The 18,290-nt window shown below is 48.6% G+C and carries 18 protein-coding genes; 13 read left to right on the top strand and 5 right to left on the bottom strand.

What is annotated here, in order from left to right:
* Positions 1 to 60 precede the first annotated feature (60 nt).
* From ACG2F4_RS08305 to ACG2F4_RS08290, 4 genes are read left to right on the top strand one after another with little or no spacing between them, the layout of a single operon-like run.
* Positions 61 to 759 carry a NuoI/complex I 23 kDa subunit family protein gene (locus ACG2F4_RS08305; RefSeq protein WP_395259758.1) on the top strand — a complete coding sequence of 233 codons (699 nt, stop codon included), beginning with the start codon at positions 61 to 63 and terminating at the stop codon, positions 757 to 759.
* Between the two features lie 23 nt (positions 760 to 782).
* Complete coding sequence (locus ACG2F4_RS08300) at positions 783 to 1,367, top strand: hypothetical protein (RefSeq protein WP_395259757.1); 585 nt, start codon at positions 783 to 785, stop codon at positions 1,365 to 1,367.
* A 6-nt stretch (positions 1,368 to 1,373) separates the two neighbouring features.
* Positions 1,374 to 2,018, top strand: a complete 645-nt coding sequence (locus ACG2F4_RS08295; RefSeq protein ID WP_395259756.1) for a hypothetical protein — start codon at positions 1,374 to 1,376, stop codon at positions 2,016 to 2,018.
* Between the two features lie 41 nt (positions 2,019 to 2,059).
* Positions 2,060 to 2,530: a redoxin domain-containing protein gene (locus tag ACG2F4_RS08290; protein ID WP_395259755.1), complete on the top strand. Its 471-nt coding sequence runs from the start codon at positions 2,060 to 2,062 to the stop codon at positions 2,528 to 2,530.
* A 272-nt stretch (positions 2,531 to 2,802) separates the two neighbouring features.
* Here ACG2F4_RS08290 and ACG2F4_RS08285 read toward each other — a convergent pair whose 3' ends face one another.
* Positions 2,803 to 3,441 carry a hypothetical protein gene (locus ACG2F4_RS08285; RefSeq protein ID WP_395259754.1) on the bottom strand — a complete coding sequence of 213 codons (639 nt, stop codon included), beginning with the start codon at positions 3,439 to 3,441 and terminating at the stop codon, positions 2,803 to 2,805.
* 437 nt (positions 3,442 to 3,878) lie between these two features.
* On the opposite strand from ACG2F4_RS08285, the gene ACG2F4_RS08280 reads away from it, so the two are divergent.
* Complete coding sequence (locus ACG2F4_RS08280; RefSeq protein ID WP_395259753.1) at positions 3,879 to 4,319, top strand: low molecular weight phosphatase family protein; 441 nt, start codon at positions 3,879 to 3,881, stop codon at positions 4,317 to 4,319.
* A 61-nt stretch (positions 4,320 to 4,380) separates the two neighbouring features.
* Here ACG2F4_RS08280 and ACG2F4_RS08275 read toward each other — a convergent pair whose 3' ends face one another.
* From ACG2F4_RS08275 to ACG2F4_RS08265, 3 genes are all read right to left on the bottom strand, one after another.
* Positions 4,381 to 5,193, bottom strand: a complete 813-nt coding sequence (locus ACG2F4_RS08275; RefSeq protein ID WP_395259752.1) for a carbon-nitrogen hydrolase family protein — start codon at positions 5,191 to 5,193, stop codon at positions 4,381 to 4,383.
* Between the two features lie 60 nt (positions 5,194 to 5,253).
* A complete protein-coding gene (locus ACG2F4_RS08270; protein ID WP_395259751.1) occupies positions 5,254 to 6,282 on the bottom strand; it encodes a hypothetical protein in 1,029 nt (342 codons plus the stop codon).
* Positions 6,283 to 6,458: 176 nt separating this feature from the next.
* Positions 6,459 to 8,090 carry an acyl-CoA carboxylase subunit beta gene (locus ACG2F4_RS08265; RefSeq protein ID WP_395259750.1) on the bottom strand — a complete coding sequence of 544 codons (1,632 nt, stop codon included), beginning with the start codon at positions 8,088 to 8,090 and terminating at the stop codon, positions 6,459 to 6,461.
* 128 nt (positions 8,091 to 8,218) lie between these two features.
* On the opposite strand from ACG2F4_RS08265, the gene ACG2F4_RS08260 reads away from it, so the two are divergent.
* From ACG2F4_RS08260 to ACG2F4_RS08235, 6 genes are all read left to right on the top strand, one after another.
* On the top strand, positions 8,219 to 9,637 hold the full coding sequence (locus ACG2F4_RS08260) for a GWxTD domain-containing protein (protein WP_395259749.1): 1,419 nt from the start codon (positions 8,219 to 8,221) through the stop codon (positions 9,635 to 9,637).
* A gap of 242 nt (positions 9,638 to 9,879) precedes the next feature.
* Positions 9,880 to 10,878 carry a 4-hydroxythreonine-4-phosphate dehydrogenase PdxA gene (gene pdxA / locus ACG2F4_RS08255; RefSeq protein WP_395259748.1) on the top strand — a complete coding sequence of 333 codons (999 nt, stop codon included), beginning with the start codon at positions 9,880 to 9,882 and terminating at the stop codon, positions 10,876 to 10,878.
* Entirely contained in the window at positions 10,875 to 11,663 is a 789-nt protein-coding gene (locus tag ACG2F4_RS08250) for a class I SAM-dependent DNA methyltransferase (protein WP_395259747.1), read from the top strand. The genes pdxA and ACG2F4_RS08250 overlap by 4 nt, the downstream gene beginning before the upstream one ends.
* Entirely contained in the window at positions 11,645 to 12,328 is a 684-nt protein-coding gene (gene ftsE, locus ACG2F4_RS08245; RefSeq protein ID WP_395259746.1) for a cell division ATP-binding protein FtsE, read from the top strand. Before ACG2F4_RS08250 ends, ftsE begins: the two co-directional genes overlap by 19 nt.
* A 225-nt stretch (positions 12,329 to 12,553) precedes the next feature.
* On the top strand, positions 12,554 to 13,498 hold the full coding sequence (gene queG, locus ACG2F4_RS08240) for a tRNA epoxyqueuosine(34) reductase QueG (protein ID WP_395259745.1): 945 nt from the start codon (positions 12,554 to 12,556) through the stop codon (positions 13,496 to 13,498).
* A gap of 1 nt (position 13,499) precedes the next feature.
* The gene (locus tag ACG2F4_RS08235; protein WP_395259744.1) at positions 13,500 to 14,420 is read left to right on the top strand and encodes a glycosyltransferase family 2 protein; all 921 of its coding nucleotides are present in this window, start codon (positions 13,500 to 13,502) and stop codon (positions 14,418 to 14,420) included.
* A gap of 71 nt (positions 14,421 to 14,491) precedes the next feature.
* Here ACG2F4_RS08235 and ACG2F4_RS08230 read toward each other — a convergent pair whose 3' ends face one another.
* Complete coding sequence (locus tag ACG2F4_RS08230; protein WP_395259743.1) at positions 14,492 to 15,124, bottom strand: RNA polymerase sigma factor; 633 nt, start codon at positions 15,122 to 15,124, stop codon at positions 14,492 to 14,494.
* 220 nt (positions 15,125 to 15,344) lie between these two features.
* On the opposite strand from ACG2F4_RS08230, the gene ACG2F4_RS08225 reads away from it, so the two are divergent.
* Together ACG2F4_RS08225 and ACG2F4_RS08220 are read left to right on the top strand one after the other, a co-directional pair.
* Complete coding sequence (locus tag ACG2F4_RS08225; RefSeq protein ID WP_395259847.1) at positions 15,345 to 15,671, top strand: cupin domain-containing protein; 327 nt, start codon at positions 15,345 to 15,347, stop codon at positions 15,669 to 15,671.
* Between the two features lie 185 nt (positions 15,672 to 15,856).
* The gene (locus ACG2F4_RS08220) at positions 15,857 to 18,229 is read left to right on the top strand and encodes a carboxypeptidase-like regulatory domain-containing protein (protein ID WP_395259742.1); all 2,373 of its coding nucleotides are present in this window, start codon (positions 15,857 to 15,859) and stop codon (positions 18,227 to 18,229) included.
* Positions 18,230 to 18,290: the final 61 nt, after the last annotated feature.

The raw sequence follows: 18,290 nt of genomic DNA, 5'->3' as shown, positions 1-18,290 counted from the left end.
AGAACAGGTGAATAGGTTATTTTAAATCGTTCAAAATCGTAATTCTATATTAAATAGTCGATGGCTCAACCACAGAATTTAGAACAACCGGTAGCAAACGCCCTGAACGAGGATTTTGATCGGGAGCGCGAGTTTTCATTTCTCGAAAATTTATATCTCCCTGAAATTTTTAAAGCGTTGTGGTATTCCCTGAAACAGATGTTTCAGCCTACGGTAACTCTCGATTATCCCGAAGAAAAGTGGGATCCTCCGGCAATTTTCCGCGGACGCCCGGTGCTGGTGGAAGACAACGGCAAGGAACGATGTGTGGCCTGTGGTTTATGTGCACGGGCCTGCCCGCCGCTGGCGATCAGTATGCAGGCTAATGAAGACAGCGACGACCCCAAAGAGCGGTATCCAGATTTTTTTGAAATCAATATGCTGCGCTGCATATACTGTGGATATTGCGAGGAGGTCTGCCCGGAAGAGGCCATCGTTATGAGCAAGGACTACGATATTGTGTTTGAATCGCGCGAGGAGGCTATTTACGACAAAGAGCGCCTGCTGGTACCCAAAGAGGATCTGGAAGAACGGCTGGATTTTCTCCGGGAATACAAAAATCGACAGTTCGGCAAATTTTGGGATTTCCAGGAAGAAAACAACATTCACTCCGTAAGAGACCGGGATCGTGAATTTAACGCAGGCCTGTCGCTGGTTGAAATGCTGGAGCAACAGCAGGAAAATGACAATGTAACCGCTTCGTCTGATTGGGTTCGGTAGAAAAGATAGTTCACTCCTAGGATATGTCAGAAAACAGCAGGGAAGAGGTCACCCAGGAACAATTGGATGAATTGGTGGAGGATGCGGCCTACCTGCAGGATGAAGCCGAAGCCCTGAAATATGTTATTGACGAGGTTCCCTACACCGAGACCCCGCCCGGTGGAGAGTCGATTGCTGAAATGTTACTGCTGATTGATCATGCACAGCTCTCCTATTATCGTCCCGTTATTGAAGATGCCTACCAGAATTCACGCCCCACACGGTTGGATAACTACGATCACTTTGAATCGACCTTTCAACTGGACGAAGAAAAAGCAAAAGATATACAAAAGACACTCAGCAAAATTGTCAAACATCGTGCAGGACTGGTAAATCTTTTAAAGAAAATTCCTTTAATTGATTGGGAAACAATAATTTATAAAAATAAACAAGAATTATTATTGTATGAATTTGCCCGAAACATGATCCATTTTGAAAGGGGAAAACTAAAAGATATCGCAGACCTTGTTATGGTATTTAACCAGGAAAAGCAGGCGCAGCGGGAGATCCGGCAGCGGGCTGGGCAACGTCCATCGCCTAATAATAATCCGCCCTCAACTGACAATTAGCAGTTTATGATGGACTGGGATGCATTTCTACTACTTGTTGTGGGTCTTTATGCGGCCGTCAAAACATCTCAATTGGCTTACCGAACCCAGAATTTTAAACACTTGAGCTATGCCTCGGCCATCCTGTTTTTTTCAATGGGGCAGGGGGGGATTCTGCTCAATACCATACTTTCCGGCTATGACATGACCATTGAGATGCCCCTTTTTATTGAGTTTACCTCCGTTATTGCAGTTTCGCTGGCACTGTGCGGACTGGCCGTATTTATACGCGAATCCAAACCGGTTTTTGCTCAATTTCCACTTATTTACGCTGCAGTACCACTGCTGCTCATTCTATCCTACTGGTTTGTGAGAGATTCCTTTGCCATAAAAGCATGGCTGTTAAGCATTTATGAGGGAGGAGCACTACTAGTAGCCCTCATGATGTACGGTACACGAAGCTATCGAAGTGCAGAAATTGTACACTTTAAATATATGCTTGCTGCAACACTGTTATTTTTGGTTACATATATCCTGTATTGGTTCGTGCCGGGTATGAGCAGTGATTACAGTTGGGTATGGCAGCTGGTGCTGGGGGCCGGAGTAATGACAACCGCACTGGCCAGTCGGTTCAATATCAAGCACATTGCGACTCCCGAAATGGAGTATTAGGTAACTTAAACTGTCACAAAATCGCTCAATCTACACACTCTATGGCATTGAAGGAAGGGAATAAAGCACCTAATTTCGTTTTGCAGGACACCGAAGGAAATGAGGTTCAACTCTCAGATTTCATGGGGAATCCGGTTGTCCTGTTGTTTTTCCCGTTGGCATTTTCAGAAGTCTGTACCAGGGAGCTGTGTACAGCCAGGGATAACATGAAGCTTTTTGAGTCACTCAACGCAAAAATACTGGCAATAAGCGTGGACAGCTTTTTTACCCTAAAGGAGTTCAAGAGGTCGCACAATATCAATTTTACGCTTTTAAGCGACTTTAACAGAGAAGTTTCTCAAAAATACGAGACGTTATATCATGATTACTATGGTATGAAAGGAGTTGCCAAACGCTCCGCTCATATCGTTGACAGCAAAGGGATTATCCAGTATCGCGAGGTGCTGGATAATTCCAGTGAGCTTCCAGATTTCGATGCCATTCAAACAAAACTACAGGAGCTCCTCTCTTAGAGAAGTGCTTCTTCTATACAACCATACTATCTGTAGCAATATGGTAACTAGTCATAACTTTACATAATATATATTATACGACAAATGGTTTGCTATTGGTCTTGAGAAAAATTAGCGATTCTGCGCAGTTGATGGTTGTAAATATTGGTTTTAAGTGGTTAAAATCATGAGTATCTGGGATTTTACCTGCTGATATGCCCCGTTCTGCAACTGTAACAAGTATAGCAAGTAGAATTACGTGCAGCGATTATTGTTCTCCACTCTTTTATAAATCAATCATCCATTTCATTTATCAATTCAGGCAGCAGTACCTCCTTAACCCAATAATAATCTGGATCGACTTGAAGAGAAGTCTGGTAAGCCTCTCTGGCATCCGCCAACCTGTCTTGCTCAATATAGGCCTGCGCCATCCAGGCGTAATTTTCAGCTTTTCCCCACTCGGGGTACAGACTGTTTTGCGGGCTCCATTCCTCAAAGTATCTGCCCGCTTTCTTAAATGTGTCAACCGCTTTTTTAACACTTCCCCCAAACATGCCGGGTTTATACAAAAGACTGATCCCATAAATCATGGCAACCCGCGGATTATCCGGGGCCAGTTCCCGCGCTCGATCAATCGTACGCTCTGACTTGGGACCATATCGCATTCCAGAGATCATTCCCTTGGCTTTCATGCCGTAGCAGTTGCCCAGCAGCGCCCAGCCCTCGGCAAACTCGGGAGCTTCTTCTGTAACTTGTTCCAGCTGCTCTATGCTGGTATTCAGGTAGTCTTCCTGCTGTTCTTTTTCCATATCTTCAAAAATACTGCTTAACCGATAATTGGCATACGCAGTATAGTAGCTGGCCAATACCGAAAGCTCCTTGTCTGCTACCTGCGGAACAAGCTGCTGAATTTGGGCTTTCGTTTCCAGCAAAAGCTGCTTGTTGCCGTGTGTTACGGCTGAATCAAGACGAATTTTAGATTCGATCAGAGATTCTTTTAAAGGGTTTGTTACGGGTGATTTCCAATGATTTGCTGCTGAGAAAAACCAAGATACTATAACAATAGTTAGAAGGCGAAGAACATTAGCTGACATAAATAAAACGCTGCATTTCGGTTTATAGTTATAATTTCAATCGCAGGAAAAACCTCTTACTGTTGGTGATAGTCTAACTGCATACCTGACATAGTTATTTGTCTTTCATGCAGAACAGTAACGACAAATGTAACGTAATTTGAACGTTGTTTTATTGTTCCGTTTAAATAGTCTGATTTGTTACCGGTGTACTCAAATATCAGATGATTTGCTAAAGTTTTTTTCATAAACTTGCCTTGTTGTAACTAAAATCTTGTCGTCGTTCATTTCGTGTTATGAATTCCGTTCTGTTTGTTTGTACCGGCAATTATTATCGCAGTCGCATGGCAGAAGAACTCTTCAACTTTTGGGCTCCGGTTACGGATTTATCCTGGGAAGCTCACTCCGCCGGCCTACGGGAAGATATGTCAAAATCGCCGAATGAAGGCCCCATCTCCAAACATGCGGTACGTATGCTCGCCCAAAACGGGTTTCCGGTCTCCTCTTCAAAACGCTATCCCAGAAGTATAGAAAAAGAAGAGCTTGAAGTCCACAATGTAGTTATCTGCCTGCACCGGACCGAGCATGAACCGATGATCCAAAAGCGGTTTCCAAAGAATAACAGTGAAATTTTATTTTGGGAAGTTCCAGATATCCAGTACATGGAACCGGAAGAGGCATTCAGCCGCATAAAGCGTCAGGTGCATCAGCTTATCTCTCTGCTGAGTTCGGTTTAAAAATGATCGATTTAGCTCCTTAATTAAGTTTGAAGATCCGATAAAGCCGATAACACGGATTCTAAAAAATTTTGCGATGATCCAGGGAGGGAATTCGTCTGCGAACCTCCTTCAGGCGGGAAGGGTCAATAACAGCGGTGGCTATTCCGACCTCTTTGCCGGCATCGGCCAGTACCTCTCCCCAGGGATCCACAATCAGGCTGTGCCCGTGTGTTGTTCGTTTTTTTCCGTGTGTTCCGGTCTGTGCAGGTGCCAGCACGTAGGCGGTATTTTCAATGGCACGGGCCCGTAAAAGTGGCTTCCAGTGATCTCTGCCCGTAGTTGCCGTAAAGGCCGAAGGCACGCACAACACATCTGCCTGTCGCTCGGTTAGCGAGCGATAAAGCTCGGGAAAACGCAGGTCGTAGCAGATACTCATGCCAATATTGCCAATCTCTCCGGCCCGACTTACCACCGGACGATTTTTCCCGGATTCCACGTAGTCAGACTCCCGGTAACTCTCTCCTTCCGGCAGTTCCACGTCAAACAGGTGGATCTTATTATATCGTGCCAGTGTCTTTCCCTCCGGATCGACCAGCAGGGAGCAGTTATATACTTTGCCGTTACCCGCCGGAGTCGGATAGCTTCCTCCCAGAAGATAGATGCCAAACTCTTGAGCCGTGTCTTTTAAAAAATCGGGAGTGCGTTTTCCGATCTCCTCCGCCTGCTCCATCCTGGCTTCCAGACTTCCCAGGAAAACAAAATTTTCCGGGAGTGCCACAAGCCGGGCTCCCCCCTTCGCGGCTTTGCGAACCTCTTCATATGCTTGTTCCAGGTTATAGTTGAAATCTGGCTGGCTGTTCATCTGGGCGACAGCTGCTCGGTAGGACTCCATGATACATTCAATTTTAAGATTTACAGTGGATTACCGCGTTGTTATAGACCTGAATAAACATCAACGCGTTAATCTTCGTTGACGGGTACCGTCAGCTCGAATTAAATAGAGCTCAGTTTTGCCTCCTTTTGTACTGAGATAGGCGATCTCCCGGCCGTCCGGAGACCACGAGCCATAATATTCGTTACTCTCCCCGGCTGTGATGCGGCGTACATTATTTCCCGCTTTATCCATAACAAACAGGTCGAAAATACCCGCTTCGCGATCCGAAGAAAAAAGGATTTGATATATCTCCGGTGACCATACCGGAGATATATCGTATGAAGGGGTATTCGTCAGTTTTCGCTTGTTATTGCCGTCTGAATTCATGATGTGTATGTCAAAGAAACCGGTTTCATTGGAGATATACGCAATCTGTTGGCCGTCCGGAGACCAAATGGGATCAAGCGTGTAAGCGGTGGAATGCGTGAGCCTGGTTTGGGATGAACCGTCGGCGTTCATTACATAGATTTCCGGCTGGCCGTCACGACCTGATACAAATACTATCTTCTCCCCGTCAGGAGAAAACCGCGGATGTACATCACTGGCCCGATTCCATGTCAGCGGCGTACGATTCCGGGCCCGTTTATCCATCGTATAAATTTCGTAGTTCCCCCTTTCACTCCGCAGGTGGGCTAAAATGGTATTGCCGTCGGGTGACCAGCTTGGCAGGTAGCCATCCCGTGCATAGGTTTTGTACAGTCCCCTGATCTTATATACCACCGTGTCTGGCGGGTGCGGGGGGACGGTGCTTTCACGGTCCGAATAAAAGGCGATATCACGTCCACTCGGCGACCAAGCCGGGTATAGATCATTGGCCGGATGATCGGTTACCTGCTCCCTGTTTAAATTCCTGAGATCAATTACATAGATATCAAAATTGCCACTGTACGAGGCTGAAAATGCCAGTTTTTGACCGTCGGGCGACCAGTATGGACCAGTGGCTATCATACCGGTTGGTGAAAAGGCTTGCCCATGCGCATGCTGAGCCGATGTGCCGGTTAAAACGACAATCAACAAGAGGGGTATATAGCGTGGAACTGCTTCCATAATAGTCCCTTCCAAACTTGGGGATAAAGTCAGCCCGGACTCCCGGCATTTTTTTGAACTGAACTGTTCGGTGGTATTTATTAATCTACATTCAACATTCAAGCCAGGCTTTTTTAAAATATGCGATACGTCGGGACTAAATTCAACGCATATTGCAACAATACAACAGGGCGAACTTACACCTGAAGCACGCCCGTCTTGAACTCCTCGATATGCGGGTTATGATCAGCGCATTGAATGGCATGCGATATTTTTCGGCGGGTTTGGGCCGGATCAATAATTTCATCCACCCACATGCGGGCCGCTGCATAACGTACATCGGTTTGCTTTTCATACTGCCGGCTGATCTCTCTCATGATCTCCTGCTCCTCCTCCGACGTAATCTCCTCCCCTTTTTTTTCCAGGGTTCGAACCTTGATCTGGGTCATCACCTTGGCCGCCTGGCTGCCCCCCATAACGGCGATCTGTGCCGATGGCCAGGCGTATATAAAGCGTGGATCGTAGGCCCGGCCACACATGGCATAATTCCCGGCTCCGTAGCTGTTGCCTGCTACAATCGTAATTTTGGGAACCGTGCTGTTGGCCACCGCATTCACCATCTTGGCTCCATCCTTGATGATGCCTCCGTGTTCGGCCCTTTTCCCGATCATAAATCCGGTGACATCCTGGAAAAAAATAATCGGTATTTTCTTTTGGTTGCAGTTCATGATGAACCGGGCGGCCTTGTCGGCACTGTCTGAATAGATAACGCCCCCGATCTGCATCTCACCCTGCTTGTTTTTGACAACTTTCCGCTGATTGGCAACGATGCCCACGCTCCAGCCATCGATGCGGGCATATCCCGTAATCAGGGTTTGTCCGTATCCCTTTTTGAAAGCGGTAAAGGAATCCGCATCCACGATACATTCAAGTACCTTGTTCATGTCATAGGCCTTTGAACGATCATCCGGGAACAGATCATAAATTTCTTCCGGGCCTCGGGAGGGCAGTTTGGCCGCCCGCCGGTTAAATCCCGCTTTTTCAAACGGCCCCAGTTTATCTACCAGGTCGCGAATGGTACGCAGGCACTCCTCGTCATTTTCCATCTTATAGTCGGTAACCCCGCTGATTTCGGTATGCGTGGTTGCCCCGCCAAGGGTCTCATTATCCACATTTTCCCCGATAGCTGCCTTCACCAGGTAGCTGCCCGCCAGGAATACGCTGCCGGTTCCCTCCACAATAAGTGCTTCATCACTCATAATCGGCAAGTAGGCTCCTCCGGCCACGCAGCTCCCCATGATAGCTGCAATCTGGGGAATTCCCCTGGCGCTGATCACGGCATTGTTCCTGAAGATCCGGCCAAAATGTTCTTTATCGGGAAAAATTTGATCCTGCATTGGCAGGTAAACACCGGCAGAGTCGACCAGGTAGATAATCGGCAGGTGGTTCTCAAGGGCGATCTCCTGGGCACGCAAGTTTTTTTTGGCGGTGATCGGAAACCAGGAACCCGCCTTTACAGTGGCGTCGTTGGCTACCACTACACACTGCCGGCCGGAGATCTCGCCTATTCCCATCAGCACTCCTCCAGCGGGACATCCGCCCTCCTCCTCATACATCTGGTAGCCAGCCCAAAGGCCCAGTTCATTGAATTCACTATCCGGGTCGAGCAGCTGGTCAATCCGCTCCCGGGCAGTAAGCTTGCCTTTTTTGTGTTGCTTATCAATCCGTTTGCGGCCTCCGCCCTGTTTAATTTCCGAAGCGGTATGGCGAATCTCTTCCAAAAGGGATCGAAGGGAGTGGGAGGCAGAAGTTTCTTTTGAGGAACTCATGGGAGACGGATCTATTTATTCAATACTAGGATCAGGCTTGAAGCGTTTTCAAAATAAAGAAATTTTAGAATCGTAAAAGGTAATATTACATTGAGCCTTTAACAGCGTAATTCACAAATACAATTGCCGTGGCTTTCTCAAAAAAACTGTCTCTTTTTCTACTATTCTCAATATTGACGAGCCTGCTTAATATCCCGGCCAATGCGCAACGCGGTATCACCTACCAGCAACTGGCCAACCAGCAGCGTGAGCAAAATATTTTTATCGATAATTTTACCCTCCCGGGGTCGCAGCCGGAGACCGTTCGGTTTGTGACAACCTTTCGTATCGACTACAACCTCCTCCCTTTCCGCAAATATGACAGCCCCGATGAACAGAAAAACTTTTTTAGTCCTGTCGGAATGAGCATAGAGATATTCCGGGATCCAAACCCGGAAGCTGACAACAGACGCCGCAGGGATGATTTTTCAGTCGAGGGACTTGAGCCGGTGGAGCGCTCGTTCTGGAGAGATACGGCATTTGCAGAAAATTATGAGCAAACGAAATCCAAAAATAAGTTTATCACCGGTCGGCTGGATACAGAACTGAAACCGGGCGGTTACAGCTATATCCTGCAGTTTACCCGGGGTGAAGAAGTGGATGGCAGGACCTCACGCAAACGGTATGTCAAGGTGTTGCCGTACGGGGAAAAGAAAAAAGGAAATATTGTGCTGGCTGAAACCTACCGCAGGGATGAAGGCAATAGTTCCTATGGCACCATCGACCTGCTGAACTTTGGGGAGAATGTGTATTACGGGCAAGACTTCTTTACCCTGATTCACCTGCCGGGCTATAAAGCCTCGGACTCTTACAGCCTTGAGGTCAACAGGGTGGAAGTCAACGACCGGGATACTACGCAGGTTGCCACGGTGCATTCCGCCAGCATCCAGCAGACCGATATCCTGGAAGGCAGCCGGCCGGAGTTGACAAGCTCAGACGGCGATCAGCAACTGGTGCTGCAAAATGCCCCGGAAGGTCACACCTATGCCGTTGTCAAAATTCCCAACAGCCAATTTATGAACGCGGTCTACCAGATACGGGTAACAAAAGAGGAGGAAACATCGCCCGTAGCCGAAACCATATTCCGTTCGCGGTGGATTGAGATGCCGACCAGCCTGCTGAATGTGGATGTGGCCATAGATATGCTGCGTTTTATTGTGGATGACCAAACGATACGTGAAATGAAGTCGGGATCCAATGCGGAGAAGGAGAAGAAGTTCAGAGCGTTTTGGGAAAAGCGGGATCCCACTCCAAATACAGAATACAACGAGCTGATGGCCGAATATTACCGCAGGATTGATCACGCTTATGAGCAATTTTCAACGATAAACGTCAACGGGTACAACACCGATCAGGGGAACATCTATATCAAATTTGGTCCGCCCGAAAATGTAAACCGAAAATTCCCCCCGGGAGAGCCCGCCGTGGAGGTCTGGGAATATCCCAACCGACAATTTGTTTTCAGGGCTGTGAGTGGTTTCGGGGAGTTTAAACTGGTCTCAGATTAATTTTGAGAGGTTTTTGCAAAACGTTGTTTTGGCCAATATCGTCATTTATATAAAATAACACCTCCCTTAACTGACGAGAGTAGACAACACAACCGCCCCGGCTACTTCTCTATTGCAACTCGGTAATCCAGCCGGGAATGGTCCATTTTAGCGCTGCTCCTGTATCCATGTTCAATTCTCAGAACATTATTGTATCTTTGCCGTTTACTAACACAAATACAGGAAAAAAAGGTTATCAGGGAATGTCCGTTCGTATAGCTATCAGTATCGGAGATTATAACGGTATTGGTCCCGAGGTGGTTTTAAAGACATTGCAAAATCGAGATCTGGGCGATTGTACACCTGTCATTCTCGGGGATACCAAAATTATAGATTATTACCTCGACCGGCTGAATATCTCGTTGGAATATCACGCGGCAGACTCCATACAATCGGTTTCGGACGGCCGCATAAATATTCTTAATCTATTAAGCAGCAACGATATAGTAATAGAACCTGGTAAGCTTTCAAAGAACGCCGGCTCCTGCGCAATGCAGGCGGTCGAAACAGGTATCCAGCTCTGTCTTTCAGGAGAAACAGCCGCCCTGGTAACGGCATCCATCTCAAAAGAGGCAGTGAACAGAGCGGGATACCACATCCCGGGACATACCGAATTCCTGGCCGAAAAAACCCGGACAAAAGATTTTATCATGATGATGGTCAATGAGGGGCTCCGAATCGGGTTGATTTCCACCCACGTTCCGCTGAAAGAGGCTGCCGGCTGGATTTCAAAAGAGAGGGTGACGCGGTTTATTCGAATCATCAGCAAGAGCCTGACCCGTGATTTTGGAATCGAGCGCCCCCGTGTTGCGGTGCTGGGACTTAATCCCCATGCCGGGGATGGCGGCATGATCGGTCGCGAAGAGATCGAGGTTATACAACCGGCGATCGAGCAATATGCATCAGGTGGAATCAACGTTGAGGGCCCCTTCCCTGCCGACGGCTTTTTTGGAAGTCGCAACTATAGGCAGTTTGATGGTATCCTGGCGATGTATCATGACCAGGGACTGATTCCGTTTAAAACGCTCTCGTTTGGGGCGGGTGTCAACTTTACGGCGGGCCTCCCTTTCATCCGTACATCACCCGACCACGGAACGGCGTTTGACATAGCGGGCCAAGGCAGCGCCAATCCCGCCTCTTTCCGGCAAGCCTTTGACTTAGCGGTATCACTTGCCAAAAAACGAAGGGGACAATCGGCATGAAAGGATCCAGGAGTCCGGAATACAGCAAGCTCGCCTATATCTACGACACCATTATGGAGGATGTTGATTACGAGGTTTGGGCCGACTTTATCGACGAGATTATCCAGACCAATCATCCCGACCCGGTATCGATCCTTGAGCTGGCCTGCGGCACCGGTTCCATGGCCCTCTCGCTTGATGAACTGATGTGCTACGATATTGTCGCCACGGATAAATCACCCCATATGATTAAAATTGCCCGGTGCAAAAAGCGTGACAACAGGTGGTCAGATGTGGACTTTGAAGTGATGGATTTTTTGGATATTGCTCTCGACAGGCGTTTTGACGCGGTAATTTCCACTTTTGACAGCGTGAATTACCTGCATAAGCCGCGCGATATTGTCCGCCTCCTAAAAGAGATAAAAAAGGTGCTGAAACCGGACAGCATCTTCGTTTTTGATTTTACAACACCCAAAAATTCGATCCGTTCCATTAAATACCTGAACAACGAAGAGGGGTATGCGCCGGGGAATTACCGTTTTTTTCGAAAAAGCAGTTACAATCCCAGCAGTCGCATCCATTACAATGTATTCGATATTGAAAAGCTGGACAACGACATGGAAACAGTGTTGGAGAAATACCACGAAGTTCACAAACAAAAAATTTATACTTTGCCGGAAATGCTTGATATTATCGATGAAACCGAGTTTACCCTGCTCGCCAAATATGACGGGTTTGACCTTGTGGAAGCGGATGAGTCAAGTTTAAGAATAACGATGGTGTTGCAATGCCCTACGATTCAGTAATTGAGTTTAACAACGTGTCTGTAACGTACGATTACCGGAAGGTACTCGATAACATCTCCTACTCGCTCGAAAACGGGGAGTTCAACTACCTGATCGGTCAAACCGGGGCTGGCAAAAGCTCCTTTTTGAAGCTTATCTACCGGGACATAACACCGGACAGCGGTACCGTGCGGGTGGCCGATATGGAGGTCAACTCCCTTGATGAAAACAAGGTTCCCTACCTGCGCCGCCGGCTGGGTATCGTGTTCCAGGATTTTCAGCTGCTGCCCGACCGTACTGTCTATGAAAACGTGGCTTTTGCCCTGGAGGTAACCGGTCAAAAACCCAGCTTCATCAAACAGCGGGCACTCGAGGTTTTGGGGATGGTGGGACTCAGCCACAAGCGCAAAAATATGCCGGGTGACCTTTCGGGCGGAGAGCAGCAGCGGGTCGTGATTGCCCGAGCACTGGCCAATGAACCCCGCATTATGCTGGCGGATGAGCCGACCGGGAACCTCGACCCGGAGGCCTCCGCATCCATTATGGAGCTCCTGGAACAGATCAACAACCGGGGCATGTCGGTACTGATGGTTACCCACGATTATGACACTGTGAAGCAGTATCCCTATCGAACCCTGAAACTGCAAGATGGACAAATAAAGGAAATTGACGTCAAAAGTCTTTAATCTGCTTTGGTAGAACAGGGCTCCCGACCTGTATACGTAGTACCCGGCCATGTCCGACCGCGACCTTTGCTACAGGGTATTCCCTGTTAGCGTTGGAGAAACGCGGTTTTCTTTACGAAAAACCTCTTCATTATACAGTAGATGAGGCAGGAGTTTTTATACTTGAAGCCAACGGCAGGCAGGAGTTATCTTGTTCTCGTTCTGTTAATCACTATTTATCGTAAAATGAATCTAACCAAACGCACGCAACGGGTCCGTGAAGAAGCCTTTCGGCTGGGGTTCGATGCTTGTGGCTTTGCCAGGGCACGTCGGCTTGAACGGGAGGAGCGCCGTCTTGAAGAGTGGTTACAACAGGGGCGGCACGGTAATATGGACTGGATGGAAAACTATTTTGACAAGCGGGTCGATCCCACGAAGCTGGTTCCCGGGGCCAAGTCGGTCGTTTCAGTGATAGGCAGCTATTATCACCCCGGTCATGAGCGTCAGAAAGAGCAGCAGGATATGCCCAAGTTTGCAAAATATGCCCAGGGACGCGACTATCACAAAGTGTATAAAAAGAAGCTGAAAAAACTGTTCCAGTTCACCAGCCAGCTTCTCGGCGGACTGGACGGCCGCGTATTTGTAGATTCCGCCCCGGTGCTGGACAAGGCATGGGCGGCTCGTGCCGGCATCGGATGGATCGGCAAGAATTCAAACCTGCTTAACAAAGAGATTGGTTCTTTCACTTTTATCGGGGAGATGATCGTGGATGCAGAATTTGTCTACAGCGCCACAGCCTCCGACCACTGCGGATCCTGCACCCGCTGTATCGACGCCTGCCCCACCAATGCGATCTATGAACCCTACCGGGTGGATGGATCCAAGTGTATCTCCTATTTCACCATCGAGCTGAAGGAGCAGATTCCGGATGACTACCAGGAGGGCATCGGCGAATGGCTCTTCGGGTGCGATATCTGCCAGGATGTGTGTCCCTGGAACCGCGAGCCCCGATACTCCCGGATGGAAGATCTCGCTCCAAGAGACGACATCCTGGATCACGATATCGATTTTTGGGAAGAACTGGACCTGGAACAATACGATGCCCTCTTTGAGGGAAGTGCCATACGACGTGCCAAGTTTGAGAAATTCAAGATGAATATCGCTACTGTATCCCAAAACCTGGACCGGTAGCATGACGGATCAGCTGCCCGATCCCCATATTGCAGCATTAATTTTAAACTGGAGGGATAGTGAAGCGACTATTGAGTGCATTCAATCAGTATCAGAGTCGGTAGCTGTCAATGTCGAAATTTACCTGCTGGACAATCAGTCAACGGCATCCTCCCGTAGAAAACTTTTGCGAGGGCTCGAACAGGTTGAATGTCCGATTCACTTCTTTGAAAGCGATCAAAACCTGGGCTTTGCAGGGGGCATAAATTACCTTGTCGAAGCGGTCGACTCTGCCAACGCTGATTATATCTTCCTGCTAAATAATGACGCAACTGTTTATCCCCGCACCCTCTCCAGGCTGGTCGGAGAACAGCGGGAAACGGGGTATCACCTGATCGGACCGGTTAACGAAGGCGCACGCTCCCGCTCAACCCGTCGCTGGCCTTATTGGCTTTTTGGCATACGTATCCCCGGTCTGTACAAAGCAGAACAGAACGGATGGGAAACATGCAATATAGACGGAGCAGGAGTATTATTGACTCAACAGGTAGTCAAACGGATACTGGAAAAACGCGGCAAATTATTGGATGACCGCTATTACCTGTATACCGAGGATACTGAACTGGGCCTGTATGCCCGCAGTCTCGGATACCGGTCCTTTATTACAAACCTCGCTCACTATTTTCACACGCGTGGTCAATACGGCACGTTAGAAAGGCGCAGTTTAACCTATTATTATACGACGAGAAATCGGGTTTTTCTTGCGAAGGATTACCTGGACTCATCCGTGCAACTGCTGTTTCACCTGTATTACTTGTTGTCAAGGATGGTGATACTGGGCCGTGAGTTTCTGAAACGTAACACGGCAATAGCCACTGCTGTATGGGAGGGATTGAAAGATGGATACGCCGGCCGAGGGGGTAAATGGAGGCATCACGAGTGAGAGTGCTATCCCGGAGTTCACATCGATGTTGACAGGAAACTCGGGATGAATACTATTTTGTGAACCCCGGTTCAGAACCGCTCCTTTTTTTCTTTTAATTCCTTGTACAGCATCTCCCGGGCCCGGAAAATATGCGCTTTAATTGTACCGAGCGGCTTGTCCAGGATATCGGCGATCTCCTGGTAGCTCTTTTCCTCCATATGGCGCATTTGGATGACCTTGCGGTATTTTGGAGGCAGATTCTCTATCGCCTGCTGTACCATCTGCTGGCGCTGTTTGCGTATCAGGCTCCGGTCGGTGGCGGCATGCTCATCGGGCAGCTGCATGTTCATGTCGCCATCGCGCGTTTTTACCGGCTCGTCAATCGACAGGGTTTTCAGCTTCTTTTTTCGCAGGTAATCGATCGTGTGATTGGTGGCAATCCGGTACAGCCATGTGGAAAATGCGTAGTTCGTGCTGTAGCTGTTTAGGTTATCAAACGCCTTTACGAATGTCTCCTGTACCAAGTCCTCAACCTGCTTTTGATCCCGTACCATCTTCAGTATGTGAAAATAGATGGCTCGCTCATATTTGTCCACCAGCTTTTTATAGGCACTCTCATTCCCCCCGATAGCTCTTTTAACAAGCGTATCGTCCTCAAGGCTACTCTCCGAAGCGTTCTCGCGCGGCAGTTCCGACTCGTTTTGTTCAGCAGAATTGGACATAAAAAATGGCCCGTTGATTATTTCTCAAAATCGGTGTTTAACTTAGTGAAACTGAAACTATTTTCCCATTTTGAACTCACACATTTCCCGAACAGGCAACCAGCGGTATATGGATAACTTCGGCCAAGACTGTGGCCGGTGAATTCCAGGGTCCTGTTTGATGTTATTCGATAACAGCAAGCAATAAATTTACCTCAACCAAATACACGGGAGTCAAGTGATGAACAAGGGACATGTACATGCAGGTGAAGTCATTAATCTCAATACCCTCAAGGGAGATATGTCTCCGGATTCCACCTATGCCCTCGTCAAGACCTCAGACATGGAAGTGATACGCATGGTGATACCGGAAGGTCGAAATATCGATGAACACAGTGTTGACGGCCAGGTAACCATACAGTGCCTGAATGGAACGGTTCAATTCCGCCTCGGAAATGAGACCAGGGAGCTGTCCAGCGGCAGCTGGCTATTTTTGGATCGCAACCAGCCCCACTCCATATATGCGGAAACTGACGCTGTGCTTTTGGTTACTATTCTATTTACCTGATCTGGTCACTATCCTGTGAAGAAACATTACGGGTCCACTCCATGAAGATTTTTTAATGAGGAAGCAGGAACTAAACTGTCTACTTGCGAATTTACCGAACGTCCAGATAAACTAAATATCGGTGGTGCATGCTTCTGTATAAATTCTCGTCTGTAGAGGCGCAAATGCGGACAAAAGGGATCAATTTGATCCGCATAGTCTTTTCAATTCTGCTGTTGGCTGCCTTTGTTATTCCAGTAACTCTTCATGCGCAAAATTCGGGAGTGCTTTCCGGCTATGTCACCGATGCACAAACTGGTGATCCCCTTCCGGGCGCCACCGTGCGGCTTGAAGGAACTGAGCGGGGTGCCGCTACAGATACAAATGGCTATTTCACTATAGAGAACGTCGCTCCGCGATCGTATACCGTTACTGCCAGCTTCGTGGGGTACCAGTCAGTGACCAGATACAATGTGGTGGTCAACTCGGGGAACAACCCCGATATCAACTTTGCTCTTGAACCATCCGTAAATGAATTGGGAGAAATTTCGGTCGAGCCGGACCCCTACGATCAGCCACCGGAAAACCCGCTTTCCCGGCAGGAACTTTCACAGGTACAGATCGCTTCCTACCCCGGCGGCAACAACGATATCGCCAAAGTGGCACAGTCTCTGCCCGGTGTTTCGGGATCGGTGGGCGGCTTTCGCAATGATGTCATAATCAGGGGGGGAGCCCCCAGCGAAAACGTATACTACCTGGATGGCATCGAGATACCGGTCATCAACCACTTTGCCACGCAGGGCAGCGCCGGCGGACCCGTGGGACTGCTGAATGTCTCTTTTTTTGAAGGTGTCAGCCTCAGTACAAGTTCATTTCCCGCCCGCTATGATGATGTACTTTCAGGAGTTCTCCAATTCGACCAGCGCAATGGAAATGCCCGCCATTACGGGGCCAACATACGCGTTGGGGCCAGCGAAACCGCGTTTACGGTAGAAGGACCTCTTTTAAAGTCGGAAGAGGAGTCGTACGCCAACACCACTTTTATCGCCTCAGTGCGTCGCTCCTATCTACAACTACTGTTTCAACTTATTGACCTGCCGTTTCTGCCGGACTACTGGGACTACCAATACAAGCTGAATCACAAAATTGACAATTTTAACGAACTCACCATTACCGGTGTGGGAGCAATTGATGATTTTCGCATAAACAAGCCCGACAATATCACCGCAGAGCAGCAAGCCACGCTCGACCAGGTGCCCATCATCAAGCAGTGGAGCAGTACCGGCGGCATCAGCTGGAGACACCGTTTCAGGAATACGGACGGCTACCTGCGTACAACCCTGAGCTCCAGTGCCTTCGACAACAATTTCAGGCAATATCGTGATAATGAAAATAAAGACGGGCTGATCCAGAGCACCCAGAGCCGGGAGTGGAGCACCACCCTGAGGAGCGAGTACAACCGGTTTATCGAAAACTGGAGTATCTCTGCGGGCCTGATGCTGGAAAACAACCAGTATACCACCCAGAGTTTCCGATCATTTGACGATGTACGGTTCGATACGGACCTTGATTTTTTGAGATACGGCGCCTACGGGCAAGTCACCCGGGAGTGGAAAAATAACCGGTTCTCCACATCGCTGGGCATCCGGGCAGACGGCAACACCTTTACCGATGATGGCAACAAATTGTGGCGCACGCTCTCTCCCCGCCTTGCCGTCTCGTATGCCATTGACGCTCATAGCCGGTGGGAAATAAACGCTTCTGCCGGCCGCTATTTCAAAATTCCACCGACCAAGATCCTGGGATTTCAGCAGAACAACAGCTTTGTTAACCGCAATGCAGATTATATCCGAAGCGATCATCTTGTAGCGGGATTGTCGTTCACCCCGCGAAAATCAACGCAACTTTCGGTTGAGGGATTTTATAAACGCTACGAGGCCTATCCCGTCTCCCGAAGCGACAGCGTTTCGCTGGCCAACCTGGGGGCCGATTTCGATATCTTTGGGAACGAGGCGATACTGAGTACCGGCGCCGGACGGGCCTACGGAATTGAATTGACTTACCAGCAGAAGCTGATATCCAATTTTTACGGGTTGCTGGCCTATACATTATACTGGAGCGAATTTACAGGTTTCGAAAAGAATCGTTTTCTGCCCTCGCGCTGGGACAACCGGCACCTGCTCACTTTCACAGGGGGATACCAACTGCCGCGGAACTGGGAGATCGGCGGGCGCCTGCGAATCCTGGGAGGGGCGCCCTACCCTGTTCTCAAACGGGATGCGAGTGAAGAGACCTATCCCAATCTCGTTTTTGACTATTCAACCCTGGGTGAACAGCGGCTGGATCTCTTCAACGCTCTTGACCTGCGCATTGATAAAAAGTGGAATTTTAACCGATGGGCCCTGAATCTGTACCTGGAGATCTCCAACGTTCTGGCCAGTAACATTCCCAACCCGCCGGAATACGGTCTGGAAAGGAATGCCGATGGCACCCCTGTTCAGCCCCGTCAAATCATTGAGATAGAGGAGCTGGACAACAGCAGCAGGCGGCCCACCCTGGGAATAGTGATAGATATCTGAAAAACAGGAGGGGTATTCCAAATGAGTATTTATACTGCCTGAAGAAGGGGAAATCGAGAAT

The sequence above is a fragment of the Halalkalibaculum sp. DA3122 genome (genome assembly GCF_043951865.1).
Classification (GTDB): Bacteria; Bacteroidota; Rhodothermia; order Balneolales; family Balneolaceae; genus JAMQKA01.
This window is presented reverse-complemented; position numbering and strand designations above follow the sequence as displayed.